Below are 24,686 nucleotides of genomic sequence, written 5' to 3'. Positions count from 1 at the left end.
GGAGCCCCGTAGTGGCTATGGGTACGGCGGTTATCCACAGGCGCGGTTTCGGCATGGAAACCGGCCGATGCTGGCTTACGTTGCGTGGCCCGCGCCCGTTACGATGGGCGCATTGTGTCGCCGCGCGCGACCGCTCACATCCCCTTCACTGATTGGCCCACCCGTGCCTGCGCTTCTTGACTTGGCTACTGCGCCCGAAATCCTCGACTCCGCGCTGGGCACTATGCGTATTGCGTTGGAGTACCTCGGCACTGTCGCGTTTGCGATCTCCGGTGCCGTGGCTGCCGGCCGTAAGCGCATGGACTTGGTGGGCGCTGTGGTGTTGGCGTGCATGGTGGCCATTGGCGGCGGAACGATGCGGGACGTCATCCTGGATGTTCCAGTGTTTTGGATGGAGAGCCCGAGTTTCCTCGTCGTGGGCGCGCTGACCGGTGTCGCGGTGGCGCTTCTGGCTCGTTGGCACCCGCCAGACCGCCTTGAGCGCTTCCGCATTGTCCAGGCGTCGGACGCCGTGGGCCTCGCGGTGTTCGTGGTGGTGGGAACAGGAATCGCGATTGATGCGGGGGCGTCGCTGATGGTGGCCGCGGTGTTGGGCATCCTGACGGGTGTCGGCGGCGGTGTGATTCGCGACATGCTCGCCAACGATGTGCCCGATGTGCTGCGCAACGGCCAGTTTTATGCGACGGCCGCGCTTGCTGGCGCCGCCTCGTACACGACGTTGCTGTGGTTCGACGTGCCGCGCACCGTGGTGTTCTGGGTGCCCATCGTGGTGATCCTGGCTGTACGTTTTGCGTCGATCAAGTTTGGCTGGGGTGTCCCCACCGTGGGCGGCAAGCGCGTCGATGTTGATGCACCACACGGCCACCCTGACATCGGCCACTACGGCGGATAGGCACCCCTCAACGCGACCGCGTCCTGCCGCTGCAATGAGCAGTGTGACCACCACGACAGAATCCAGTAGTCTCGCGTTTCAAGCCACACCGCAGGCAGGCCCAGTGAAGCCTTGCCTGGGGCTTATGAGCCACCACAACAGCGAGGTACCGAATGCCTTCCATCATTCCCCAGCCAGAGAGCGTCACAACTCCCGCGGGAGCCTCGCCCATTCACGTTGACGGTCTGGTGCTGATAGCTGGCCCGACGGCCACGGAGCACCGCGTCGCACTTCAGGCCTCCACGCTGTTGAGCGCCGATGCCGGGGTCACCGTACCTGTCGCTGAGGCCCCTGAACCGGGTGCGCCTGCAGTGATCCTTCACCTCGACGCATCGGCCGGTTCCACCGACGGCCATGCCGATGGATACGAGGTCAACACCACCACACGCCCGATGTCCGTGCGGGCCGCAAGCGCCGCCGGCCTCTTCCATGGAGTCCAGACACTGCGTCAACTCCTGACCCGGGACGCTGATCGCGGCGTCCTCATTGAACAAGCTGTGGTGGTCGATGCACCGCGCTATTCGTGGCGCGGCCTCACCCTGGACATTGCGCGAAACTTCTTCCCGCTCGACATTCTTGAAGACGTGATCGACGTGTTGGCGGCGTACAAGTTCAACGTGCTGCACCTCCACCTGACCGATGACCAAGGCTGGCGCATCGAGTCGCCCTCGCGACCCGAACTCGCCAAGTTCTCCTCCGACACGTCCAACAGTGGCAAGGCCGAGGGGTATTTGACCCTCGCCGATTTCCGTCAACTCCAGGACTACGCGGCAGAACGGTGTATCAGCGTCATCCCCGAGATCGACATGCCGGGCCACACCAACGCCGCAACCGCGATCTACGGTGAACTACGGCCGGATGGCCAGCCCACGGAAAAGTACGAGGGCATGGAAGTCGGGTTCTCGCAGTTGACCTTCGACCTCCCCGCCACGGCACCCTTCATCCGCGACGTGTTGGGAGACCTCGCAGGCATCACGGACGCGCCATACTTGCACGTTGGCGGCGACGAGGCGCTCACGCTTGGCAAGCAGGAGTACGCAAAATTCATCACGCTCCTTGAGGAGGCGGTGGCGGAGACCGGCAAGAAGGTCATCATGTGGCAGGAGGCCGCAGCCGCGCCCACCCAGCCAGGGACGGTCCTGCAATATTGGGACACACGCGCCGACACTGCCCCATTCGTGGCCGCAGCCCAGCGCGGGTCTCGCTTCATCATGTCTCCCGGCAACCACGCCTACCTGGACATGAAGTACACCGCCGACTACGAGCGAGGTCAGGACTGGGCGGGGCTGGTGGAGTTGCGCGATTCCTACGAGTGGGATCCAGCGACCCTGATCGAGGGCGTGCCCGGCGACCAGGTCGATGGCGTGGAGGCGGCCATCTGGACCGAGACGCTCTCCACGCGCGAGCAACTCTTCGACATGCTGCTGCCGCGCCTCACTGCCGTGGCGGAGGTCGCGTGGACGGCCCCAGAGCGCAAGGACTGGGAGGACTACCGCACCCGCGTGGCCGCGGCGGCCGATGGGTGGCGTCGTCAGGGACTCACGTTCCACGAGACGCCGCAGGTGGACTGGAACTAGCGACGAGAACGAGCGACCGAACGTCACGTCTGCGAGCGGTTGCTACTGCTTGGCGAGGCGGTCGAACGCTTCCAGGTAGCGCTGGCGGGTACGCTCCACGACCTCGTCCGGCAGGGCCGGGGGCGGGTCGTCGGACTTCTTGTCCCATCCCGACTCGTCGGACGTGAGCCAGTCCCGCACAAACTGCTTGTCGAAACTCGGCTGGGTCTTTCCGGGCTCCCACGTGTCCGCGGGCCAAAAGCGGCTGGAGTCTGGGGTCAGTACTTCGTCGCCAAGAACAATCCGGCCGTCGGCGTCGCGGCCGAACTCGAACTTAGTGTCCGCGAGAATAATGCCCTTCTCGGCAGCAATCTCGTGGGCACGGGCGTAGACCGCAAGGGTGAGGTCCCGGAGCGCGGTGGCGTCTTCCAAGCCGATGCGTTCCACGACCGCCTCGAACGTGACGTTCTCGTCGTGCTCACCTACCTCGGCTTTGGTGGCGGGAGTGAAGATGGGTTCGGGAAGTCGTGAGCCATCCTCGAGGCCGGGAGGCAAGGGGATGCCGCAGACCGTGCCGGATTCTCGGTACTCCACGAGTCCGGACCCGGTGAGGTAGCCACGGGCCACGCATTCCACGGGAAACATTTCGAGCCGCTGGCACACCATGGCGCGGCCTTGAACCTCGGGGGGCACGGGTGCCTCGACGGTGTGGTTAGGGACGAGGTCTCGCACCTGGTCAAACCACCACATGCTCAACCCCGTGAGCACTCCACCCTTGGCAGGAATCTCGGTGGGCAACACCCAGTCGTAGGCACTGATGCGGTCAGAGGCGACCACCAGCACCACGTCACCCCGGGGGTGCGGGTCTACTGGCTCATACAGGTCGCGGATCTTGCCCGAGTAGATGTGGCGCCAGCCTGCGAGCTCTGGCGCGGTGGGTTCGACGACGTGGCCGGGCATCAGGCTCGCGCCTCGCGCGCGTTCGCTTCACCTTGGGCGGCGACCAGCGCGATGTCGGTGCGGTGGTGCGATCCCGGAAGAGAGATCTTGCTCAACGCTTCGTACGCAACGTTGCGAGCATCGGCCAGGCTTTCCCCGCGGCCAATGACGGACAGTACGCGGCCGCCTGCAGCCACCAACTGGCCGTCGGCATCGAGCGCTGTTCCCGCGTGCAACACGTGAGCACCCTCAACGGCCTCAGCGTCCTCGGTGCCGGTGATGGGGTCACCCTTGCGGGCCGACTCCGGATATCCGTGCGATGCGAGGACCACCGTCACGAAGGCATCGTCACTCCACACCAGCGGGTCAATCTCGTGGAGTCGGTTCTCTGCGGCAGCCAGGAGCACGGCCCCCAAAGGAGTGTCGAGTCGTGCGAGAACTGACTGCGTCTCAGGATCACCGAACCGGGCGTTGAACTCCACGACGCGCAGGCCCTTGCTGGTGAGAGCAAGGCCGCAGTACAAGACGCCGGAGAAGGGCGTGCCGCGACGAGCCATCTCGTCGATGGTCGGCTGAGCGACGTGCTTGACAACCTCATCCACCACGTCAACGGGAGCCCACGGCAGCGGGGTGTAGGCGCCCATGCCGCCAGTGTTGAGGCCCTCGTCGCCGTCGTAGGCGCGCTTGAAGTCTTGGGCCGGCATAAGCGGGACAACGGTGGCACCATCGCAAATGCAGAACAGTGAGACCTCGGGCCCGTCGAGGTACTCCTCAATGACAACCGTGCCGCCCGCGTCAAGAATTGCTTGACCGTGTGCGGTCGCCTCGTCGAGAACATCGGTCACGACTACGCCTTTGCCTGCCGCAAGACCGTCGTCCTTCACCACATATGGCGCACCGAACTCGGCCAGGGCTGCATCGAGAACGACGCGGTTGGTGCAGATGCGCGGTTCGGCTGTCGGCACGTTCGCGGCGGCCATGATTTCCTTGGCGAACGCTTTGGAGCCTTCCAGCATTGCGGCTTCCGCACTAGGCCCAAACACCGGGATACCGGCGTCCCGCACCGCGTCAGCGACACCTGCCACAAGCGGCGCCTCAGGGCCAACGACAACAAGGTCAACACCCAGCGACGTGGCAAGCTGCGCTACCGAAGCGCCATCGTTCGCATCCCCAGCGTGCAACGTCGCCACCTGGCCGATGCCGGGGTTACCCGGAACGGCGTGCAGCTCAGTGACAGCGGGGTCGAGGTGGAGGGAGCGGGCAATCGCGTGCTCACGGGCTCCGGGGCCAACAATCAGTACCTTCACGCGTGTGAGTCTAGCGAGGTGCGCAAGGGGCCAGACCGGCTGGCTTCCTCATCCGCCCATCACCTCGTCCACGCAGCGCATACTGTCCGCATCTCCAGACTCCATCACCTCGTCGACAAGGGCGTGGAAGTCGGAGTCTTCGGCAACGTCAACGCCCAGCGCCTGCAGGCACGCGCGTAGCTCCACCTCAGACGCTGCTGCTTGACGCTCGCGCGACTGCGATACACCGTCTCCCAGCTGATACGCGAGGCTCAGATAGTGGTACTCCTGGGCGATGCAGCCCTCTGCCGCGGCCGTCTCGTCGTAACTAAACAAAGGCTCAGGGAAATCTCCCTCACCTTCATTCCCAAGATCCGTGTACTCAACCCCCACTACCTGGAAACACTCGAAAGTTCGATCAACGGCGAGCGCCACGTCCTCGTATGGTGTGATGCCCAAGTCCGCCCAGCGTGTGAGGGCCTGCCGCTGCTCGTCGGAGGCACGCGGGTCTTGCTCAGCGCCAGTGAGCGCGCGCAGTGTGGACTCCGACTGGTACTCGCTCGCTGCGCTCGCGCCGTCACCGGATGGCTCAGACGCAACCCCGGAACACCCCATCAGGGCTAGGGCGCCCGCGCTGACAGACCAGACTTTGAGTGCCTGCCTAGAACGCGGCACGATGCCAAGCATCAGTCACGATGCGCGCAGAGTAACTCGCCGAATCCCGCCCCATCTTCCAAGGCATGACCTGCAGCTGGTCATTGGGCGTCACGAGCCGAGCCTTGATTTCTACGTACCAGCACGGGTCATAGGTGGTGGATGAGGTCTTGGCCCACGTGCTGCGCTTCCACCCCAGCGCCGTGCAGTGTCCGTTCTTGTCGTACACGTACTTGAAATGGTCGCCTGCAGCAGATGCTGGGCTGACTCCCGTTGCCAGTAGCGCCGCAGCGATCGTCGCAATAAGTACAGTCTTGGCGCTCCTGCGCCCCCCTTGTGAATATTTCATCAAGCGGACATTAAGGCATCGAAACGATCAGACTCAATCATTCCAAAATGCTGGAATACCAGGGGACACCGGGCCATCATTGGCGTCCCGCCGAAAGGGGCACAACTCCCTGTTGATCCACGCCGTCGACCAGGGAGGTGAGTTCAGCAACTACTGCGCGCTCCAGGTGTTCGTAATCCAAGCCTTCGTCAGCGGTCTCTGTCGGATTCGGGAGAACCCTCACGAGCCCATGTGTCCAGCGACCGCAACAGTCACCGCCCTGCGAGCCGTCGCGCAGAACACTGCACGGCACCGCCCAACACCTCGTCCACACAGTGCTAGCTGCACGGACTCTAGAATCCCCATCGGCCTGGCAGCAGCATGCACACCGTGCCGTCCTCATCAGTATCCGGAACCAACTCTTCGAGATCCCGAAAAGTCGCGTCCTCGGGAACGTCGAACCCTAGGTCAGTCAGGCACGCCACCGCCTCGGGGAGGTACTCCTCTTCGCGCCTCATGCGTGTTTGCGTCACTCCGTCGCCAAGTTGGTATGCCTGGTCAATGTACCAAATCTCCTGGTACATGCATGGGTCGCTGGCCTCCATGGGCTGCGATCCGTACACGGCGTACGTGGTCTCCGGGTAATCGCCACCTCGAGCGTCTTCCACGATGCCCGCATCAATTCCCTGGAGGTCAAGGCACCCGATAAAGACACGGATCGACTCGCGGTACTCCTCATTCGGGGTGTCATCGATATCTCGCCACCGAATCAACGTCTCCAACTGCGACTCACTGACTCGATCATCAAGAGCGGCCTCGGCTATCAACTCATGCAAGAAGACCTGCTGGTCCGTGAAGTCACTCAACGCGACTGGAGCCTCCGGCGGTGGACTCTCGCTGGCCGTCGTGCAGCCTCCACAGACGCCAACGGTCAACAAGAGACCGAGGACGCGACTAGTTCCTCGCGGCATGAGAAGCCCTCACGACATTGCTGGCACCCAGGCTCCAGGTCCCCCCATTGGTGTTCATGTTCGGAACACTATGAGGGAACCTACCGACGGTCAAGAGTGTGTTCTCGTCTCGCTCGGCATGTGGCGGGCGAGCGATGTTGAAACGCAAAAGCCTCCCGCTCCCTGGCCGCAATGAACGGGCCAGGGAGCGGGAGGCTCATGTGTGGGCGCATGGCCCACGATGCAGAGGGCTACTCGCCCCGGGCGTGGATCAGGTCGTGAACCTCGATGGTCTGCTCGCGGTCGGGGCCGACACCAATCGAACTGATGCGGCATCCCGACATGGCTTCCAGGGCCTTGACGTAGTTCTGGGCGTTTGCCGGCAACTCGTCAAACCTCCGGCACTTCGAGATGTCCTCGGTCCAGCCAGGGAACTCTTCCCAGATGGGCTTCGCAGCAGCGAAATCTGCCTGGTCTTGCGGCAACTCCTCAAAGCGCTTGCCATTGACGTCGTACGCCACACACACGGGGATGGACTCCCAGCCCGTGAGGACGTCGAGCTTGGTAAGCACCAGATCCGTCAAGCCATTGATGCGCGACGCATACCGGGCGATCACGGCGTCATACCAGCCACAACGGCGGGTGCGTCCCGTGGTCACACCGAACTCACCGCCAATGGTCTGCAACTTAATGCCGTCCTCGTCGAACAACTCTGTGGGCATCGGCCCTTCGCCCACGCGCGTCGTGTACGCCTTGACAATGCCAATGACCGAGTCAATACGCGTGGGGCCCACACCCGAACCGGTGCACGCACCACCAGCAGTCGCGTTAGAACTCGTCACGAACGGGTAGGTGCCGTGGTCGACGTCAAGCATCGTCGCCTGGCCGCCCTCGAACAGCACAGTCTTGCCCGCTTCAATGGCCTTGTTCAGCACGAGGGACGTGTCCGTCACCATCGGCTCAAGCCGGTCGCGATACTGCAACAGTTCTTCGACAACCTCATCGACCTCAATGGCACGACGGTTGTAGACCTTCACCAACAGGTGGTTCTTCTGCTCGAGTGCGCCCTCAATCTTGTCGCGCAGCAGTTCCTCGTCAAACAGGTCACCCATACGGATGCCCAGGCGGTTGATCTTGTCCGCATACGCCGGGCCAATACCGCGGCCTGTCGTGCCGATCTTGCGCTTACCCAAGAACCGCTCAGACACATTGTCCAGCGTGCGCGCATACGGTGCAATCACGTGCGCAGCATTCGAGATCAGCAGCTTGGACGGGTCAACTCCCCGCTCAATCAGCGCATCAATCTCACTGAACAACACGGAAATATCCACCACGACACCGTTACCGATGACTGGCGTGACGTCCGGCGTCAGAATTCCCGAGGGGAGCAGGTGGAGTGCGAACTTCTGGTCGCCAATGACGACCGTGTGCCCCGCGTTGTTGCCCCCGTTGAACTTCACCACATAGTCGACGCGCGAACCCAGCACATCGGTGGCCTTGCCCTTACCTTCGTCGCCCCACTGGGCCCCGACGATTACTACTCCGGGCATGTGCCCTCTCCCCTCACCCCGGTACGCGCCGGGGGCTTGGTACGACGGGTGTGTCCCGTCGTCTTATCCGACCACACTGTGACGCCTCATACGGGAGACGACGCGCGCATCGGCCGGACGTACGTCAGCCCCGGGGTGTCTGTCCGACTCCCCGGGGCTGACGCGCCGAATGTCGGACTTAGATCTTCTTACCTGCAGAACCGAGCTGCTGGCAGGCCTCGACAACGCGAGCAGCCATGCCGGCCTCAGCCAGCTTGCCCCATGCGCGGGGGTCGTAAGCCTTCTTGTTGCCCCACTCGCCGTCAACCTTGAGGACGCCGTCGTAGTTCTTCATCATGTGGTCAACCACGGGACGCGTGTACGCGTACTGGGTGTCCGTGTCGACGTTCATCTTGATGACACCGTGCGAGACAGCGGTCGCGATCTCTTCAGCGGTTGAACCGGAACCACCGTGGAACACGAGGTCGAAGGGCTTGTCCTTGCCGTACTTCTCAGCAGCAGCCTTCTGAATGTCGCCCAGGATTTCGGGACGCAGCTTCACAGCACCGGGCTTGTAAGCACCGTGCACGTTGCCGAAGGTCATAGCGGTCAGGTAACGACCCTTCTCGCCCAGACCCAGCTTCTCGATGGTCGCAATGCCGTCCTCAGGAGTCGAGTACAGCTTGTCGTTGATTTCAGCCGAGTGGCCGTCCTCTTCGCCACCGACAACACCGATCTCGATTTCGAGGATGGTCTTGGCAGCCTGCGACAGCTCGAGGAGTTCCTCCGAGATGAGGAGGTTCTCTTCCATCGGAACGGTCGAGCCGTCCCACATGTGCGAGTTGAAGATAGGAGCGCCACCGTTAGCGACCTTGTCAGCCTCAATCTTCAGTAGCGGCTTGAGCCACGAGTCGAGGTAGGTCTTGTGGCAGTGGTCGGTGTGCAGCGCGATGGTGACGCCGTACGAGTCGGCAACCTCACGTGCGTAAGCAGCCAGTGCGAGCGAGCCCACAACCTGGTCCTTGATGGTCGAACCGGAGGCGTACTGACCGCCACCGACCGAAACCTGGATGATGCCGTCCGACTCAGCCTCCGCGAAACCCTGGATGGCTGCGGTGATGGACGACGACGAGGTGATGTTGATCGCGGGGAACGCGTACGAGCCGGCCTTTGCGGCGTCCAGCATCGCGGAATACGACTCAACGGTGGCGATTGCCATGTGTCTCTCCTGAAGTTGTGCGGTTGGAACCGTCGTCCATTCTGTCAGATATCGACGGAAGTCGGTATGGCACCTAAGTCCCGGGCTGTGAAGTTCTCTCGTTTCCGGCGCTCGCGATGGCCTCGGCACGAGCCTTGACGTAGTGAATCTCGGCAGGGTTAGTCGCGAGCGCCGCAGCACGATCCCACGCACGCAACGCCTCGGCGTGGTCGCCCACGCGTTCCCACGGATCCGCCCTTGCTGCGTGCGCCGTGTGAGGGGCCACCGCTCGACTCCACACCCGGCATCACAGAACGACCGCGAGGGCTGCGCTTGGTGCGCTACGTACCCCGTCGCCAACGCCGCTCGGAGATCATCAATGCAAGTACCAACGGCACCCAGGACCAACTGCCTGCAACCGAGGACTGACCAAAGATGAGCATCACCAAACCGACGCCGAAAAGGGACCATTGGAGTAAGAGACTTGCTCCGCTCTCCTTACGCGGCAACTGCGTCAGTGGCTCTACCGGCATCGCGAGTCCCTAGTGCCGGTGACCACTGAGATACCTTCGTCGAACTGCTCAACTAGTTCAATCGAGCCGTCGTCCAACAAGATCGGCTCGACTCCTGTCGCGAACTCGTACGAATACGTCGAGGGAGCCTCGGAGCCTTCAAGGACGGTTCGTAACCGCACGCCATCGTCAAGGACCTGCACAGCAGCGTGAACATCACCTCGATCGGCGGCATGCACCACCGTGCCATCAGAAGCGACTTCACCATCCGCAACCGCCACCTCTGTTGGCAGAGAGATCTCCAAAGGCCCGTCAACGTCGTTGTCTGTCATGACCGGCAGACCCGCATCGAGTGAAACCTCAACATCGAGCTGGCCCTGGTCACCAAACTCATATGACACAACCCCAAGAGCGATGCCCCCCCATGAGTATTGTTCTCAACCTGCTACGACCCCCATTTATTGATTGCAGCCCCACCCTGTTGTGTGATTCCGGGTACAGATTAAGCCAACCCGCAGAAACTGTCCATAGGTAGGTTTACCTCACTCACGTACCGCGCAAGTCACCACAAACTCGGGCGCCCCGCGACGCGTTCTAGCGCTGCAAGGCGCTGATCCGGCGCTCAACGTAGTGAATCTCGGCAGGGTTGGTCGCGAGCGCCGCAGCACGATCCCACGCACGCAACGCCTCGGCATGGTCGCCCACGCGTTCCCACAGATCCGCCCTTGCTGCGTGCGCAAGGTGGTAACTCTCGAGCCCCTCGATCTGGTCGACCTCCACAAGGGCCGCCTCCGGCCCCTCAACCTCAGCGACAGCAACAGCCCGCGCGAGCCGCGCAACCGGACCCGGATTCATCGTCAGCAAAAGGTCGTGATACCGCACCACACGAGGCCAGTTAGTGGATGTGCGCGTATGTTCAGCGGCGATCAACGCTTGTACCTGCCACGGCCCCAAACGCCGTTGCGCCATCGCCTCAGCCAGTACGCGAAACCCACGGCCGATCATGGCTCGATCCCACAGCTCCCGATCCTGGTCGGCAAGCCTCACGAGAGCGCCATCGCGATCCGTCCTTGCCGCCTCACGGGAGCGGTGGAACAACTGCAATGCCAGGAGTCCAGCGAGTTCCGGCTCGTCAGGCAACGCGTCGGCGGCTGTCGCAGTCAAGCGGATTGCTTGGTCAGCCACATCGGCGCGCGTCAACGTCTCCGCATCCGCGGCATGAGCGAGGTAGCCCTCGTTGAAAATGAGCCCCAGCACCGTCGTCAGCACGGCAGCGCGCTCATGCAGGTCCTCTGGGATCACCAGCGGAATGTTGGCTGCGCGGATCTTACGCTTGGCCCGCACCACGCGCTGCTGAACTGTTGCCTCCGGGAGCAGCAGCGCGGCAGCCACCTCCTGCGTCGTCAACCCTCCGGCAAGCCTCAACGTCAACGTGACCTGAGTGTCCTGCGACAACGCCGGGTGACAGCACAGCAGGAGCAACCTCAGCTGCTCATCACTCACCTCAGACAACTCGACAATGCGTGACTCGCTCGCCGCTGCCTCGACCGCACCGGCATCGGCATCGGCTACAGCTGTCTCCAACACTCGCGCATTGGTCGCAACCCGCCGCCCCTCCGCCAGGTTCCGACGCAAACGGTCAACTCCCGCGTTGCGCGCCACCACGTAAATCCACGCGGCCGCATCGTCCGGAACGCCGGCATCGGCCCACGTCACCGCACCCTTCGCGTACGCCTCCTGGAGACTGTCGTGTGCAATCTCCAAGTCACCCAGGCGGTCCGTGAGGAGGGCAAGCAAACGCCCACCCTCCTCACGGGCGACACACGACAGTGCCTCATCCGGCGTGATGACGGTCAGCGCCCCTAGAACTCGTCAGTGGGGAAAATGGGGCGCACTTCTACCGCACCAGTCCCCACCGGCAGTTTGCGCGCCCACCCAATCGCATCGTCCAAAGTGTCCACATCGATCAGGTAGTAGCCGCCCAAGTGCTCCTTGAGTTCCGCGAAGGGCCCGTCAGCGATCGTGGTCGAACCCTGGTGGTGCCGGACCGTCGTCGCGGTCTCAGCGCCCTGCAGCGCCTCGCCCCCAAGATTGACGCCAGCCTCATTCAGATCTTGGTCAAACTGACTCCAGGCAGCCATGTACTCATCAAAACCGTCCTCGCCAGGTTCTGGCGATGGAAGCGACGGATCCGATGCAATCAGCAGCAGGTATTTCATGATGAACCTCCAGGTCAATGAGCAAGGGCCTGTCCCCAGTCTCACCCTGACGACGCACAACGCGCCACAGATCGACATCCGTGGAGAGTCGGAAAGGACATAGGCGAGGGACGATGCTGAAGTCAGGTCACGCGGCCGAGGTCACGGTTCCGCTCTCCGGCGCTTGGTGATCCTCCGGTGGTCAAAAAACCCGCCAGCAGCACCAACCATCACGCCAATTGCCACAAAGGAAGCGTCCCAATATTCGCCATCGCCAGTGATCAACCCGAGCAACAGGTAAACCACCGCGAAGACAACGCCCATCCCGAGGGCTCCTAGCGTCACACGCGCGAACACGGGATCACGCTCCATACGACCGGGATGCGGGAAATGTGCGCCAACTGGATCTCGACGCACCTTCCCTGAGCCTGAGCGGTCTTAAAGGTGTCTTCACTTCAGTACAGCCCCCTAGATCAGAACGCCCACACCCTATTGTGTGGCGTTGCGCAGACGGTAGATCGATCTGCGCGCCCTGTCCACCGGTAGGAGTTCACTAGGCAGGCGCGGTCAGAATCGCGCGGGCTGCCGGAAGACCCAAACTCACCGGCGCATCAGCGACCATCAACTCCACAGTTCCCGCGGCGGGATGGTGAGCGGCGACAGTCAACTCCGTACCGATGTCTAGCCCCACGGAACGCAGGTGTTGCAGGAGGTCTGAGTCGTCGTCCCAGACCCGGGCAATGCGAACTTCGGCTCCAGGCGTGACGTCGGGGAGCGCCGTCAGGGTTTCCTCGGGGAGTTCGCCGTTCGCGCTGGGGATGGGATCACCATGGGGATCGTGAGTGGGCTGGCCGAGCTTCTCTGCCAAACGCTCCACGAACGTGTCGGACACGGCGTGCTCCAAGACTTCGGCCTCGTCATGGACCTCGTGCCAGCCGTATCCGAGATAGTCGACCAGGAACGTTTCCACCAGCCGATGCTTGCGGACCGTCGCGAGCGCAATGGTTTCGCCCTCAGGGGTCAGGGAGATGCTGCCGTACCGCACATGGGTAATGAGGCCGCGGGCAGCAAGTTTCTTCACTACCTCAGACACCGAGGACGGTGACAGCGCGAGCCGCTGAGACAGCGCCGTCACGGTCACGGGTCCGTCGGACCACTCGGAGGCGTTGAAGATGGCCTTCAGGTAGTCCTCGGTCACGGTGGGTCCCGCCATGGCCTGGATCCTTTCGTCGCGCGAAGTCGCTCGGTTCAGGTCCTATTGTTCCGCATCTTGTTGCGCATCGTCCCGCTCCCCACCCGCCCCCTTTCACGCCAAATGGCTCCATTTCGCTGTCTTCGCGGCTCAAGACAGCGAGAAAGTGCCACTCCGCGTGAGCCGTGGGCGGCGCTCAGCCCAAGCATCGTCCCTATGCAATTCCCTATGCGTTACAGGCCTTTCACTGCGGTCTCTTCACCACGGTGCTGTTGCGCCGGCACACGCCACCGCCGTGAGGCTGGAGTGGAAGAAAATGCGCGTCTAGAGGTCTCTAGACAGCGAAATGGAGCCATTTGGCGGAGAGAGGGGGCGGCGGTGGCGGCGGGTCGGGCGGGTGCGGCGGGTGCGGACTGCACGCGTCAGCACACCATGACGGGGACTCAGCAAGTACACCAGCCCAAAGAACACACCCTGCGTGACCACCACAAGCCCACCGGACGACGCATCGAACCAGTAACTCAAGTAGATGCCCACCACAGAACACAGCGCCGATGTGAGGGGAGCCACCCACAGCATCGTCCGGAACGAATCGGTCAAGAGGTACGCCGTAGCACCAGGAATGATGAGCAGCGCCACCACCAGGATCACTCCGACAACCTGCAGGGCAACCACACACGTCACGGCAAGCAGACCCAGCAGGAGCCAGCCCAGACGCTTGGGGTTCAGACCGATGGCGTGAGCGTGGGTGGGGTCAAAGGCAAACAGAGTCAGGTCACGGCGCTTGAACAGCACGACCACCAGCACGATCGCCGCGAGCACGCCCACCTGCCACAGGTCCGATGCCGACACACCCAGGATGTTGCCGAACAGAATGTGCGAGAGGTCAGTCTGAGACGGCACCACTGACACCAGCACCAGGCCCAACGCAAACAGCGTCGTGAAGACAATGCCGATCGACGCGTCCTCTTTGATTCGGCTCGTGCCACGCAACACGCCGATCATGACGACCGCCAACACCCCAAACGCGAGCGCCCCCACTGCGAACGGAGCCCCGATCACATAGGCCAACACCACCCCGGGCAGCACCGCGTGCGACACGGCGTCACCCATCAGCGACCACCCCACCAGCACCAGCCAGCACGACAGCAACGCACACACCACCGCCGCCATCACCGTCACGACGAGTGCACGGACCATGAAGTCGTACTGCAGCGGCTCCATGATGACGTCGATGAGATTCATGCGGCACCGCCAGAGTCCGCGTCACCGGTGAGGTCAAGCCCAAAGGCGCGCGTCAGATTCCGCGGCTCAAGGGCTCCCTCAACATCACCCTGATACAGCACCGTGCGCAACAACAAGATGGCCTGATCGGCGAGCGTCGGCAACGCGTGCAGATCATGCGTCGACACCAGCACAGTGCGCCCTTCGGCGGCGAGTTCGCGCAGCAACGTGATGATCGTGCCCTCGGAACGCTTATCCACCCCAGCAAACGGCTCATCAAGCAACATCAACGACGCCTCCTGAGCAATCCCGCGCGCCACAAAAGCACGCTTGCGTTGACCACCCGAGAGGCGACCGATCTGCCGGTCAGCCAAGTCCGTGAGGTCCACGCGCTCCAAGGCATGAGCAACCGCGGCACGGTCAGCCGCGCGGGCCCGACGCGTTGGCCCCATATGCCCATAGCGGCCCATCATCACCACATCACCAACGGACAGTGGAAAGTCCCAGTCCACGTCCTCACTCTGGGGGACATACGCCACCTGCTGGGCACGTCTGGCCACACCGGCATCGGCCCCCTCCACCCGAATGCGACCCTGCTGCGGCGTGACAACTCCCATGATCGACTTGAACAGCGTCGACTTACCCGAGCCGTTCATACCGATGAGCCCCGTCACGCGCCCAGGCTCAAGGGAGAACGTGCAATCCCGCAGCGCTTGGACGTCGCCATAAGAAACGCTGAGGCCGTCGACCTCGAGCGCCAGCTCCGATGGAGTGCTCACCCTTCACCGCCAGTCAGCCCCGTGACGATCAGGTCGATGTCGTGGCTCAGGAGATCCAGATACGTCGGCACCGGGCCATCCGACTCCGACAGCGAGTCCACATACAACGTCCCACCAAACTCGGCGCCGGTGGCATCGACTACCTGCTGCATGGCCTTGTCTGAGACTGTCGACTCACAGAACACGGCAGGGACCTCATATGTATCCACGTACTCGATGGCCGCCGCCACCTGTTGCGGAGTGGCCTGCTGCTCAGCGTTGACGGGCCACAGGTACACCTCCGTCAGGTCAGCATCGCGCGCCAAGTAGGAGAACGCCCCCTCGCACGTGACGAGCGCCCGGTGACTCTCCGGAATCTCAGCAAGCGCGGCGTCGAGATTATCGGCAGTGGCCTGGATTTGCGCCTGATAGTCAGCTCCGCGCGACTCATACTCTGCAGCATTGGCCGGGTCCAAGTCGCCGAACGCCGCCACCATCTGGTCGATGTACAACTGCGCATCCGAGGGACTCATCCAGGCGTGCGGATTGGGAGTCCCGGCATACGCGTCGGCGGCAATGTCGATGGGCTCCACATCGGCTGAGACAACGACATGCGGGGCCTCGACGGTCTCCACAAACTGCGCGAACCATGCCTCAAGCCCTAGACCGTTGTCGAGAATGAGGTCCGCGTCCTGCGCCGTACGGATGTCCCCCGGTGTGGGCTCGTAGCCGTGGATCTCGGAGCCGACCTTGGTGATGGACTCCACTCGCAGATCGTCGCCAGCCACGTTGCGTGCCATGTCCGCAAGCACGGTGAAGGTCGTCAGAACCAAGGGCGCATCGTCTGGGGCGTCGCTTGTTGCCGCGCTATTGGAGGTGCTTGTTGCACATGATGACAGCGTCAGCATGAGTGCGAGCGCGCCGGCAACGGTGGCGGTGTGACGCACGCTCCTCGGGCGAAAGTTCGGCATACCGAAAACTATAGTCCGGAACGCCGTCCTCGGACACTGCGAGCCACCCGGGCTGGACACTTTGAACCAAAGGTGACTGCGGCGCGCCGGGCGGATGCGGCGCGAGGATGCCTGCATCGGCGTGTCGGAGGGGCTACCGGTTCGTAGTGAAACGACGGCATGACCGGTTCGCAGTGAAATGACGGCAGGGCCGGTTCGCAGTGAAATGACGGCAGGGCCGGTTCGCAGTGAAACGACGGCAGCTGGGCGCAACGGCTGCTAGCCCTGATGCCCCGCATCAATGTCGCCGTGCTGACGAATCCACGCATGCATCGCAATCGCACCCGCTGCGCCTGCATTGATAGACCGCGTGGAACCGTACTGACCGATCGCCAGAGTGGCATCGGCCGCCTCTCGCACCGCGTCCGTGAGCCCCACGGACTCCTGGCCCAGCACCAGCACACAGTCCTTGGGCATCTCAAACGTCTCCATCGGCACAGATCCAGGCAGATTGTCGATGCCAATCACCGTCAGACCCTCGCCATGAGCCCACTCGACAAACTCCTCGACTGTCGGGTGATGGCGTACATGCTGGTAGCGGTCGGTGACCATCGCTCCACGACGATTCCACCGGCGCCGCCCCACAATGTGCACTTCACGTGCCAGGAACGCATTCGCGGTCCGCACCACAGAGCCGATGTTGAAGTCGTGTTGCCAATTCTCGATGGCTACGTGGAACGAGTGACGGCGCTCGTCAAGATCGGCAACGATCGCATCATGGCGCCAATACCGGTAGCGGTCGGTCACGTTGCGACGGTCGCCGTCACGCAGCAGTTCAGGGTCAAGGCGTGGGTCGTCGGGCCACGCCGACTCCCCGCCGGGATACGGGCCGATGCCGTGACTGGGCTCCGTGTCACCTTCGGGTTCGGCTGACTCGGCCGGCTCGGCTGGCTCAGTAGGCTCGGCAGGCACCAGGGAATCGGACGCGCTCATGCGAGCTCAACCGTCAGTGCGTGCGCGGCCGCTCGAGCGCGGTCACATGCGATCTCCACACTCTCGCCGCGCGCAACGGTCACTGCGATGCGGCGCCGGCCGTCCACACGAGGCTTGCCAAAGAGCCTCACATCAGTCTCGGGAACCGCGAGCGCCTGCTCGATTCCCCCGATGATGGGCACGCCGTTCCCTTCCGCCAACACTGCACACGACGCGGCCGGAACAGTCTCGATGTGCTCGGGCAGTGGCAAACCAAGAATGGCGCGCGCATGCAACGCGAACTCGCTCAAGCGTTGAGACGCCAACGTCACCAATCCGGTGTCGTGCGGACGCGGTGATACCTCGTTAAACAGCACCTCGTCGCCCCGCACAAACAGCTCCACGCCAAAGACGCCGTAACCGCCCAGCGCGTCCGTGACTTGCCCGGCAATCTCTCGCGCACGCGCAGCGGCAGCATCAGACATCGGCTGAGGCTGCCACGACTTGCGATAGTCACCGTCGGCCTGGACGTGGCCGATGGGATCAAGGAACGTTGTCCCGCCCGCATGCCGCACCGTCAACTGGGTGATCTCGTAGTCAAACTCCACAAACGCCTCGACAATGAGCCGCGTACCCGACGCCCGGCCCCCGGCGAGCGCATAGTCCCAGGCACCCGAAGCATCGGCCGGTTCCCGCACCACCGACTGCCCCTTACCTGAGGACGACATCACCGGCTTCACCACGCACGGCGTACCCAACTCGGCGACCGCGGACTCCAGTCCCGCCAACGAATCCACAAACCGGAACGGCGACGTCGGCAGGCCAAGTTCCTCGGCGGCGAGCGTGCGAATACCTTCACGATCCATCGTGAGGCGTGCAGCACGAGCCGTCGGAATCACCGTGGCCTCCCCCGCGGCCTCAACCTCCACCAACACCTCCGTGGCCAGCGCCTCAATCTCGGGAACAATCAGATGAGGCTGCTCAGAAGCAACCACCGCGCGTAGAGCTTCCGCGTCAAGCATGTCGATGACGCGGCTGCGGTGCGCCACCTGCATGGCCGGAGCATCCGGATAGCGATCGACTGCGACCACCTCCACACCTAAGCGCATCAGTTCAATCGCGACTTCCTTACCCAACTCACCCGAGCCCAACAGGAGGACGCGGGTAGCGTGTGCGGTCAGCGGCGTGCCCAGAGAGGTCATGCGGATAGTGTGCCACCGCTGGCGCGGACCCCGTGGGCACAAAGGACTGTTCTAGGGCGCGAAATCTGCGCCGTAGAGGTGGTGCGGGATGGCGTCTCTGATCCGTGCGAGCGTCGCCACTTCTGCGTCCAGCCAGTCCAGCGAGTGACCTCCCCCGACGCGCTGCAGCACCAGTTGGTTGCCGTCGACTGCCATCCACATGCTGCGGCGCGACAGGTCAAGCATGAGCGAAACGACGGTGGGAGTGAGGAGCGCGAGCGCGTCCTGGGTATCTCCCTGTGCGAGTAGCCACCGACGGTTGAAGTCCGCGGACTCAACGTCGAGGGAACTCCCGAGGGTCCGCTCGACGTGGCGGAGGGATGTGGGACCAAACGCGACGGGGCGCAGACTGCCTGGCAGTGTGATGGCGAGAACCTGGCGAGTATCGGCACCGCGCAGTTCCGGAGCCACACGCTTGCTGACCCCGTTGACGGCGGCGTCCACGGGGCTGATGCGGTGGAGCGAGTGCGCTACCGGGCTCAGCGACACGTGGCGGAACGTCAGGAACGCAGTCCCAGCGAGTTCTCCGTTCACCACGTGCTCCGCGGATTGATCCGCACGGTCAAACGGCGTCACGGTGAACAGCGACAGCACCTCATCCTGACGTGACGTGTAGGTCAGCCCTTGCCGCAGTGCGCTCTCCCGAATGGTGTTGCCACCGCGTTGATAGCGACGTCGCATCCACCACCACAGTGCCGCGATACCGCCCAGGATGAGGAACGGAATGAGGGGTTCGAACACGGTGGGCCAGCGGACCTAGAAGCGGACGTCGGGAGTTTGCCGTGCGGCGGGCTCGATGACTTCGAAGTACTCTTCGCGCTGGAAGGCGAACATGCCAGCGACCACTGACGAGGGGAACACTTCAATCTTGGTGTTGAGGGTGCGGACGTTGGCGTTGTAGATCCGCCGGCCGGCAGCAATCCTGTCCTCTGTGTTGGCGAGCTCGCGCTGCAATTCCATGAACTGCGCATTGGCCTTGAGGTCGGGATAACTCTCCGAGAGGGCAAACAGTTGACTCAGCGCGGCCGTCAACGCGTTCTCTTGTGCACCCTGTTGGGCGGGGCTGGAACCGGGAGCCGAGGCCGCCGAGCGTGCCTCAATGACCGCCTGCAGGGTTTCCCGTTCGTGGGCGGCGTAGCCCTTGACGGTCTCCACCAGATTGGGGATCAGATTATGGCGACGCTGGAGTTCCACGTCGATCTGGCGCCAGGACTCCTGCACCAGATTGCGCACCTTGATGAGCGAGTTGTAGAGCGCGATGCCCCACAAGATCAGCAGCACCACCACCAGTGCCAGAGCGACAAAGAACCATTCCACGTCATGACCCCCTCGGTCTTGCCGGTGAGTCTAGCGGTACGTCCGTCGCCAGTCCTCGTTGACGCCTCCCGTGCCATCGTGCCCGATGCCGGTGTAGCGACGGGAATTCAACACCCCGCCTTCTGTTGCCCACGCGGGGCCGGCGTTCGCGTCCCTTGCTGCAGCACCGGTCGCGCCGTACCCGAGTTCGCGGAACTCCCGCACCACATGCTCGGGGATGCGCCGCGCAATGCCTGTCACCAGCGCTAGCCGGGACGCAAGATCTGCGGTGGCTACCCGGCCGGCCTCCCACACGTACACCGCGGAACCCTCAATGCGAATGGTCTTGCCCACGGCATCGGCCGCTGTCAGTCGCTCGATCATCCTGGGGTCCAGGACAGCGTGTGCGTAGCGCTGATCGTCGGCGATGACGCGCCACATCTCATTGAACTCATGTGACTCGGTGTCGAGATCACCCTTGTTCCACACGCGCAACGACGCCTGTCCCAGGCCCTGAGGGACAAGTTCAAGGCGGGGCAGGTTGACGTCCAGTTCCGCCAAACTCACCTGGTGCGACACGGCACCGGAGGTTGAGGAGTCGTCATTCCGGGACTCATAGACGTGGACAAAGGACGCGCATTGGTGGCCGTTGAAGTTTCCTGCGACGACTGACTCTTGGCGCGTGATGTCTCCGACGCCAAAGGGGTAGCTCGCGAATCGCTGCGAGTAGGCGCTCGTCTGACTCGCATAATCCCAGCCGTGGTCGCGAGCGAATGCCTGGTATTCGTCTCGGTGGCGCAGGGCGGACCACGCATCGAACGCAAGCCAGAGCAAGCCCACCACCAGGATCGCGAGCGCGACACCCAACACTGCACTGCCGCCGTAAGGCCCCAGAACTCCCACGAGTCCCAGGATGGCGAGCGACGCGGGAAGTGCCCACCGCCACAGCGTCGCCATCGAGATCATGACGTCACTGTATTGCGCCCCGGGGGACCGGCCAAGAATCTTCCGTCACACGGATGGGGTAAGGCCGATGCCTGGGGTTGCCTGGCTGAGTTGAGGGCCAGGTTAGTTCAGGCCCAGATCGTCCAGTCCGAACAGCGAGATGTACGGCAGACCCTCAGCTTCAATCTTTTCGCGGGCGCCCGTGTCACGGTCAACGATCACTGCGACGGCAGCGACGGTGGCGCCGGCCTCGCGGATCGCTTCGACGGCGGTCAGCACGGAACCACCGGTCGTTGACGTGTCCTCAACAGCAATCACGGTGCGGCCAGCAATGTCCGGCCCCTCGATGCGGCGCTGGAGGCCATGAGCCTTGTTCTCCTTGCGCACCACGAACGAGTCGAGGTCGAGGCCACGCGACGCCGCTGCGTGCATCAAGGCGGTGGCTACCGGGTCAGCGCCGAGTGTGAGACCACCGGTGGCGTCAACATCGGCGGGGCCGAAGCCGTTGACTTCGAGGTGGTCGAGCAGCACGTGGCCGACGAGTGGTGCGGCACGGTGGTGGAGGGTGACACGGCGCAGGTCGACGTAGTACTCGGCCTCCTTGCCGGAGGCGAGGGTGATGCGGCCGTGAACGACAGCCAGGTCCTTGATGAGATCGCGCAGTTGTTCGCGGGGCGTCAGGGAAGTCATGCGGCCAGACTACCGCCCACCCCTCCTCGCCAAATGGCTCCATTTCGCCGTTTTGGCACCTCTAGACAGCGAAATGGAGCCATTTGGCGAGGGAAAGGCGGGGGGAAAGTGGGGAGGTGGGGTCAGCGCGAGCGCATCGAGTTCATCTTGCGCGTCAGTGCCGAGGGCGTCACACGCATCAGCCACCCAGCAACCGCGTAGCGAGCCGAAGGCGTCACCACCACGTCCTGACGACGCACCGCCGCGAGCGCAGAAGTCACCACTTGCTCGGCAGTCAACCACGCCGCAGCCGGGTAGTCCCCACGCATGTGCTCGAGCGTGGGATGGGAATGGAACTCCGTCACCGTCAAGCCCGGCAGCACAGCCGTGGCCGTCACGCCAGTCCCGTGAAGCTGGCTGGCGAGTGCCTCAGTGAAGTCCAGGACCCAACGCTTATGTGCGGCATACGTGGTGTTCGCTAAATGCGCCGCGATGGACGACACATTCAAGATTGCGCCATGTCCACGTTCCACCATGCCCTTCGCAGCCACCTGGGACAGGCGCAGCGGGGTAGCAATCAGCACATCGAGAACGGCTTTCTCGGTCTCCCAATCAGAATCGATCACATCCTGACCGATGCCGTAGCCCGCGTTGTTGACCAACAGGCTCACCGGCCGCTCGGCGTCACCCAGACGCTCAGCCACCGCATCGAGATCTGCCGCGTCGGACAGGTCTGCGACGAGCACCTCAACGTCCACACCCGCCGCCCCGCGGATCTGTGCCGCGAGAGTCTCCAAGGCATCGGCGCTACGAGCAACCAACACCAAATCGTGCCGTCCCGCCGCCAACTGCCAAGCGAATTCCGCGCCAAGTCCCTTAGACGCGCCCGTAATCAATGCTGTAGCCATCCCTCCAGCCTAAGCCGCACGGCCGCGACCGGTAGCGTGGGGGCATGCGATTGGCCACCTGGAATGTGAACTCCGTCCGCGCGCGCAGCGAGCGCATCATCGACTGGCTGGAAAAGTCAGACACCGACGTCCTGGCAATGCAAGAAATCAAGTGCAAGCCAGAGCAGTTCCCCCGCGAGCCCTTCGAGGCCGCAGGCTACGAACTCGCCATTCACGGCCTCAACCAGTGGAACGGCGTCGCCATCGCCTCCCGTGTGGGCATCGAGAACGTCGAGACGTCCTTCCCCGGCCAACCTGCGTTCGGCAAACCCGGCCAGGAACCCATCGTGGAAGCACGCGCCCTCGGAGCGACCTGTGGCGACGTACGCGTCTGGAGTCTCTACGTCCCTAACGGGCGCGGCCTCAACGACCCCCACTACGCCTACAAGTTGCAGTTCCTGGACGTCCTCAAAGAACAGGCACGGCAATGGGCCGATGCCCCAACGGCACTGGTCGGAGACTTCAACGTCGCGCCACTCACCACAGATATGTGGTCGGAAGCCGATGCCGATGCTGAAACGCACGTCACCCCCGAGGCACGTGCCGCATTCCACGCCTTTGCTGATGCCGGCTACGAGGAACTCTCACGACGCTTTATCCCCGACGAAGGCAAGTACACCTTCTGGGACTACAAGCAGCTCCGCTTCCCCAAGAACGAGGGCATGCGCATCGACTTTATCTACGGTTCGCAGGCGCTCGCTGACAAGGCCACGGGAGTCACGATCGACCGCGACGAACGCAAGGGCAAAGGTGCTTCCGACCACGTCCCCGTGATCCTGGACTTGGAGGACTAGTGGCCGACAGCGACGAGGCACAGCAGCCCGATGAAAAGACGCCTCCTGGGCCCGCGTTCACGCCGCCCGGCGCTGTGCCGCCGGTGGCCCCGCCGCACCAGGCTCACCCCACCCAGCCGACCCAGCCCGGCACTTCCGCACAGGCCAGCCCTCCCGTACAGTCCGGCCCGTACGCCCAACCGGGGCCTTATGCGCAGCCCGGTCCATATGCGCAGCCCGGTCCATACGCCCAACCTGGTCCATACGCCCAACCTGGCTCGTATGCGCCACGTCAGACGCCAGGATCGGTGCCTCCGCGCGCCTCCAAGGGTGGCGCTCCGCGTTGGGTGTGGTGGACTGTCGCGGGCGCGGGTGTCGCCATCATCGCTGGCATGGTGTGGGGCGGCGCCCTCGCTGTATCGTCCGCTCAGACCAGTCCCGCGGACCCTGACGCCACAGGGTCGATGCACTCCCTCAGCGTCGTGGAAGGCATGTGCCTTGAGGACTCACCAGGCGACGGCGCGGTCGACGAGGTCACAGTGGTGCCGTGCGAGACTGCTCACGGAGCTCAAGTAGTGGCACAAAGCACAGTGCGATACGAGATCTATCCCGGACACGAAGTGTTGCTGGACGAGGTAGACGAGTTCTGCACACCACGCATCCCCCGCAACCTTCCAGACGGCAGTGAATGGACGGCGTGGATTCCCACGAGCGATTCGTGGACTCGGGGAGACCGCACCATCACATGTCTGGTGACATCGTCTCCGGACTCCACGACCGACCTGCTGCAGGGCTCGTCGAACGTGGGCCGAGGAACGGTGGACTCAACTGAAGAGGACGACAGCGGTCACGAGCAGGGCGCTTAGTTTGAGCGCGCTGCGATGGTGTCGAGAATGCTCTGATCACCAATGGCAGCTAGCCACTCCAAGACGTTGGACGGCGTCGCAGGATTCCCTGCTACTGCGGCCCGCGCTTCAGGATGCCGGTACGCGATGTGTGCGAGTTCGTTGGCCGGAGTTTCTGGGTTGGCGGCACGGCAGCGGGCGTCGATACCGTTCTGAAGTTCGGTGTGAACGGTAACGCTTGGCTGGTTGCGTCCGGAACACGGTGACGTGACCGGTTGCTCGCCTTGGGAACTTTCAAACGCTGCGGCGCCTGTGTCTGGCACATCGGCGTCTGCACCGACAACGTGACCTGCCATGTGCGCTGCGGCGGCACTCTGGGCTGGCATTGCCGTGTGGCCGGAACCGGGGAAACCGTCGCGCCAGAGCCCAAGAAGTACGGCCAGCGGGATGAGTGGCAAGCACCACATTGCTGGTGGGATGGCGATGCCGTAGTCAGCAGTCAGGGCCAACGCTGCCGCGAGGAGACCTGCGGACAGTAATCCGTAGGCCCCTCGCGCGCGTCGGTCCAGCATCACGCGCGGCATGAAGCCGAGCGCGACCACTACACCGAATAGCACGCCTGTGGCGACGAGGATTGACTCCCCACCTACATTCCACATGCGCCCCCCTTGGCTATTCGTATCCCCCCTTGCAGGTCGAGAGGCGGCCTGCGATGGCATCAGGCCGCCTCTCGTAAATCACACTCTGGCACCGTGCGATACCCCCGTAAAGCCCTTATTTATGTGGGCAGTAA

Annotated in this window: 28 protein-coding genes; 4 read left to right on the top strand and 24 right to left on the bottom strand. The window is 63.4% G+C overall.

Annotation, left to right across the window (positions count from 1 at the left end; genetic code table 11):
- Positions 1-181 precede the first annotated feature (181 nt).
- Together AOP79_RS04490 and AOP79_RS04485 are read left to right on the top strand one after the other, a co-directional pair.
- Entirely contained in the window at positions 182-892 is a 711-nt protein-coding gene (locus AOP79_RS04490; protein ID WP_161794221.1) for a trimeric intracellular cation channel family protein, read from the top strand.
- 152 nt (positions 893-1,044) lie between these two features.
- Entirely contained in the window at positions 1,045-2,508 is a 1,464-nt protein-coding gene (locus AOP79_RS04485; RefSeq protein WP_062070798.1) for a beta-N-acetylhexosaminidase, read from the top strand.
- A gap of 42 nt (positions 2,509-2,550) precedes the next feature.
- On the opposite strand, the gene AOP79_RS04480 is transcribed toward AOP79_RS04485, so the two are convergent.
- The 23 genes from AOP79_RS04480 to AOP79_RS04370 all read right to left on the bottom strand — a co-directional run bounded on the left by AOP79_RS04480 (position 2,551) and on the right by AOP79_RS04370 (position 22,236).
- Complete coding sequence (locus AOP79_RS04480; protein WP_062070797.1) at positions 2,551-3,447, bottom strand: phosphoribosylaminoimidazolesuccinocarboxamide synthase; 897 nt, start codon at positions 3,445-3,447, stop codon at positions 2,551-2,553.
- On the bottom strand, positions 3,447-4,733 hold the full coding sequence (purD, locus tag AOP79_RS04475) for a phosphoribosylamine--glycine ligase (protein ID WP_062070795.1): 1,287 nt from the start codon (positions 4,731-4,733) through the stop codon (positions 3,447-3,449). The genes AOP79_RS04480 and purD overlap by 1 nt, the downstream gene beginning before the upstream one ends.
- A gap of 48 nt (positions 4,734-4,781) precedes the next feature.
- Entirely contained in the window at positions 4,782-5,387 is a 606-nt protein-coding gene (locus AOP79_RS04470) for a hypothetical protein (protein ID WP_062070793.1), read from the bottom strand.
- Positions 5,374-5,715, bottom strand: a complete 342-nt coding sequence (locus AOP79_RS11700; RefSeq protein WP_152647999.1) for a hypothetical protein — start codon at positions 5,713-5,715, stop codon at positions 5,374-5,376. The genes AOP79_RS04470 and AOP79_RS11700 overlap by 14 nt, the downstream gene beginning before the upstream one ends.
- A gap of 332 nt (positions 5,716-6,047) precedes the next feature.
- Entirely contained in the window at positions 6,048-6,560 is a 513-nt protein-coding gene (locus AOP79_RS04460) for a hypothetical protein (RefSeq protein WP_152647998.1), read from the bottom strand.
- A 335-nt stretch (positions 6,561-6,895) separates the two neighbouring features.
- A complete protein-coding gene (locus tag AOP79_RS04455) occupies positions 6,896-8,194 on the bottom strand; it encodes an adenylosuccinate synthase (protein ID WP_062070786.1) in 1,299 nt (432 codons plus the stop codon).
- A 178-nt stretch (positions 8,195-8,372) separates the two neighbouring features.
- Positions 8,373-9,392: a class II fructose-bisphosphate aldolase gene (gene fbaA / locus AOP79_RS04450; protein ID WP_062070784.1), complete on the bottom strand. Its 1,020-nt coding sequence runs from the start codon at positions 9,390-9,392 to the stop codon at positions 8,373-8,375.
- Between the two features lie 73 nt (positions 9,393-9,465).
- On the bottom strand, positions 9,466-9,657 hold the full coding sequence (locus AOP79_RS04445) for a hypothetical protein (RefSeq protein WP_062070782.1): 192 nt from the start codon (positions 9,655-9,657) through the stop codon (positions 9,466-9,468).
- 237 nt (positions 9,658-9,894) lie between these two features.
- Positions 9,895-10,284, bottom strand: a complete 390-nt coding sequence (locus AOP79_RS04440) for a hypothetical protein (RefSeq protein ID WP_062070780.1) — start codon at positions 10,282-10,284, stop codon at positions 9,895-9,897.
- Positions 10,285-10,477: 193 nt separating this feature from the next.
- Complete coding sequence (locus tag AOP79_RS04435; protein ID WP_369401060.1) at positions 10,478-11,713, bottom strand: RNA polymerase sigma factor; 1,236 nt, start codon at positions 11,711-11,713, stop codon at positions 10,478-10,480.
- A gap of 32 nt (positions 11,714-11,745) precedes the next feature.
- Entirely contained in the window at positions 11,746-12,102 is a 357-nt protein-coding gene (locus AOP79_RS04430) for a YciI family protein (RefSeq protein WP_062070776.1), read from the bottom strand.
- A 141-nt stretch (positions 12,103-12,243) separates the two neighbouring features.
- Positions 12,244-12,453 carry a hypothetical protein gene (locus AOP79_RS11770; protein ID WP_161794220.1) on the bottom strand — a complete coding sequence of 70 codons (210 nt, stop codon included), beginning with the start codon at positions 12,451-12,453 and terminating at the stop codon, positions 12,244-12,246.
- A gap of 181 nt (positions 12,454-12,634) precedes the next feature.
- Entirely contained in the window at positions 12,635-13,294 is a 660-nt protein-coding gene (locus AOP79_RS04420; protein ID WP_062070772.1) for a metal-dependent transcriptional regulator, read from the bottom strand.
- 303 nt (positions 13,295-13,597) lie between these two features.
- On the bottom strand, positions 13,598-14,518 hold the full coding sequence (locus AOP79_RS04415; protein ID WP_062070770.1) for a metal ABC transporter permease: 921 nt from the start codon (positions 14,516-14,518) through the stop codon (positions 13,598-13,600).
- Positions 14,515-15,276 (bottom strand): metal ABC transporter ATP-binding protein, encoded by a 762-nt coding sequence (locus tag AOP79_RS04410; protein ID WP_062070768.1) that lies wholly within the window; start codon positions 15,274-15,276, stop codon positions 14,515-14,517. The genes AOP79_RS04415 and AOP79_RS04410 overlap by 4 nt, the downstream gene beginning before the upstream one ends.
- Positions 15,273-16,226 carry a metal ABC transporter substrate-binding protein gene (locus AOP79_RS04405; protein ID WP_062070766.1) on the bottom strand — a complete coding sequence of 318 codons (954 nt, stop codon included), beginning with the start codon at positions 16,224-16,226 and terminating at the stop codon, positions 15,273-15,275. The genes AOP79_RS04410 and AOP79_RS04405 overlap by 4 nt, the downstream gene beginning before the upstream one ends.
- Before the next feature lie 258 nt (positions 16,227-16,484).
- The gene (locus tag AOP79_RS04400; RefSeq protein ID WP_062070764.1) at positions 16,485-17,198 is read right to left on the bottom strand and encodes a TrmH family RNA methyltransferase; all 714 of its coding nucleotides are present in this window, start codon (positions 17,196-17,198) and stop codon (positions 16,485-16,487) included.
- On the bottom strand, positions 17,195-18,379 hold the full coding sequence (purT, locus tag AOP79_RS04395) for a formate-dependent phosphoribosylglycinamide formyltransferase (protein WP_062070761.1): 1,185 nt from the start codon (positions 18,377-18,379) through the stop codon (positions 17,195-17,197). Before purT ends, AOP79_RS04400 begins: the two co-directional genes overlap by 4 nt.
- A 51-nt stretch (positions 18,380-18,430) precedes the next feature.
- On the bottom strand, positions 18,431-19,159 hold the full coding sequence (locus AOP79_RS04390; protein ID WP_062070759.1) for a hypothetical protein: 729 nt from the start codon (positions 19,157-19,159) through the stop codon (positions 18,431-18,433).
- A 15-nt stretch (positions 19,160-19,174) separates the two neighbouring features.
- Positions 19,175-19,735: a LemA family protein gene (locus AOP79_RS04385; RefSeq protein ID WP_062070757.1), complete on the bottom strand. Its 561-nt coding sequence runs from the start codon at positions 19,733-19,735 to the stop codon at positions 19,175-19,177.
- 30 nt (positions 19,736-19,765) lie between these two features.
- Positions 19,766-20,680, bottom strand: a complete 915-nt coding sequence (locus AOP79_RS04380) for a DUF3137 domain-containing protein (RefSeq protein WP_062070755.1) — start codon at positions 20,678-20,680, stop codon at positions 19,766-19,768.
- A 102-nt stretch (positions 20,681-20,782) separates the two neighbouring features.
- Positions 20,783-21,349 (bottom strand): orotate phosphoribosyltransferase, encoded by a 567-nt coding sequence (gene pyrE, locus AOP79_RS04375; protein WP_062070753.1) that lies wholly within the window; start codon positions 21,347-21,349, stop codon positions 20,783-20,785.
- A 122-nt stretch (positions 21,350-21,471) separates the two neighbouring features.
- Entirely contained in the window at positions 21,472-22,236 is a 765-nt protein-coding gene (locus AOP79_RS04370; RefSeq protein WP_062070751.1) for an SDR family NAD(P)-dependent oxidoreductase, read from the bottom strand.
- A gap of 44 nt (positions 22,237-22,280) precedes the next feature.
- Between AOP79_RS04370 and AOP79_RS04365 the strand changes: the two genes are divergently transcribed.
- Together AOP79_RS04365 and AOP79_RS04360 are read left to right on the top strand one after the other, a co-directional pair.
- Positions 22,281-23,069: an exodeoxyribonuclease III gene (locus AOP79_RS04365; protein ID WP_062070749.1), complete on the top strand. Its 789-nt coding sequence runs from the start codon at positions 22,281-22,283 to the stop codon at positions 23,067-23,069.
- Positions 23,069-23,914, top strand: a complete 846-nt coding sequence (locus AOP79_RS04360; protein ID WP_082093339.1) for a septum formation family protein — start codon at positions 23,069-23,071, stop codon at positions 23,912-23,914. Before AOP79_RS04365 ends, AOP79_RS04360 begins: the two co-directional genes overlap by 1 nt.
- Here the strand turns inward: AOP79_RS04360 and AOP79_RS04355 are convergent.
- The gene (locus AOP79_RS04355; RefSeq protein ID WP_062070745.1) at positions 23,911-24,552 is read right to left on the bottom strand and encodes a variant leucine-rich repeat-containing protein; all 642 of its coding nucleotides are present in this window, start codon (positions 24,550-24,552) and stop codon (positions 23,911-23,913) included. The two genes, AOP79_RS04360 and AOP79_RS04355, sit on opposite strands and share 4 nt — an antisense overlap.
- Positions 24,553-24,686: the final 134 nt, after the last annotated feature.

The organism is Demequina sediminicola (assembly GCF_000975055.1).
Lineage (GTDB): Bacteria > Actinomycetota > Actinomycetes > Actinomycetales > Demequinaceae > Demequina > Demequina sediminicola.
Note: the sequence above shows the minus strand (reverse complement) of the source record. Positions and strands in the feature narration are given on the sequence as shown.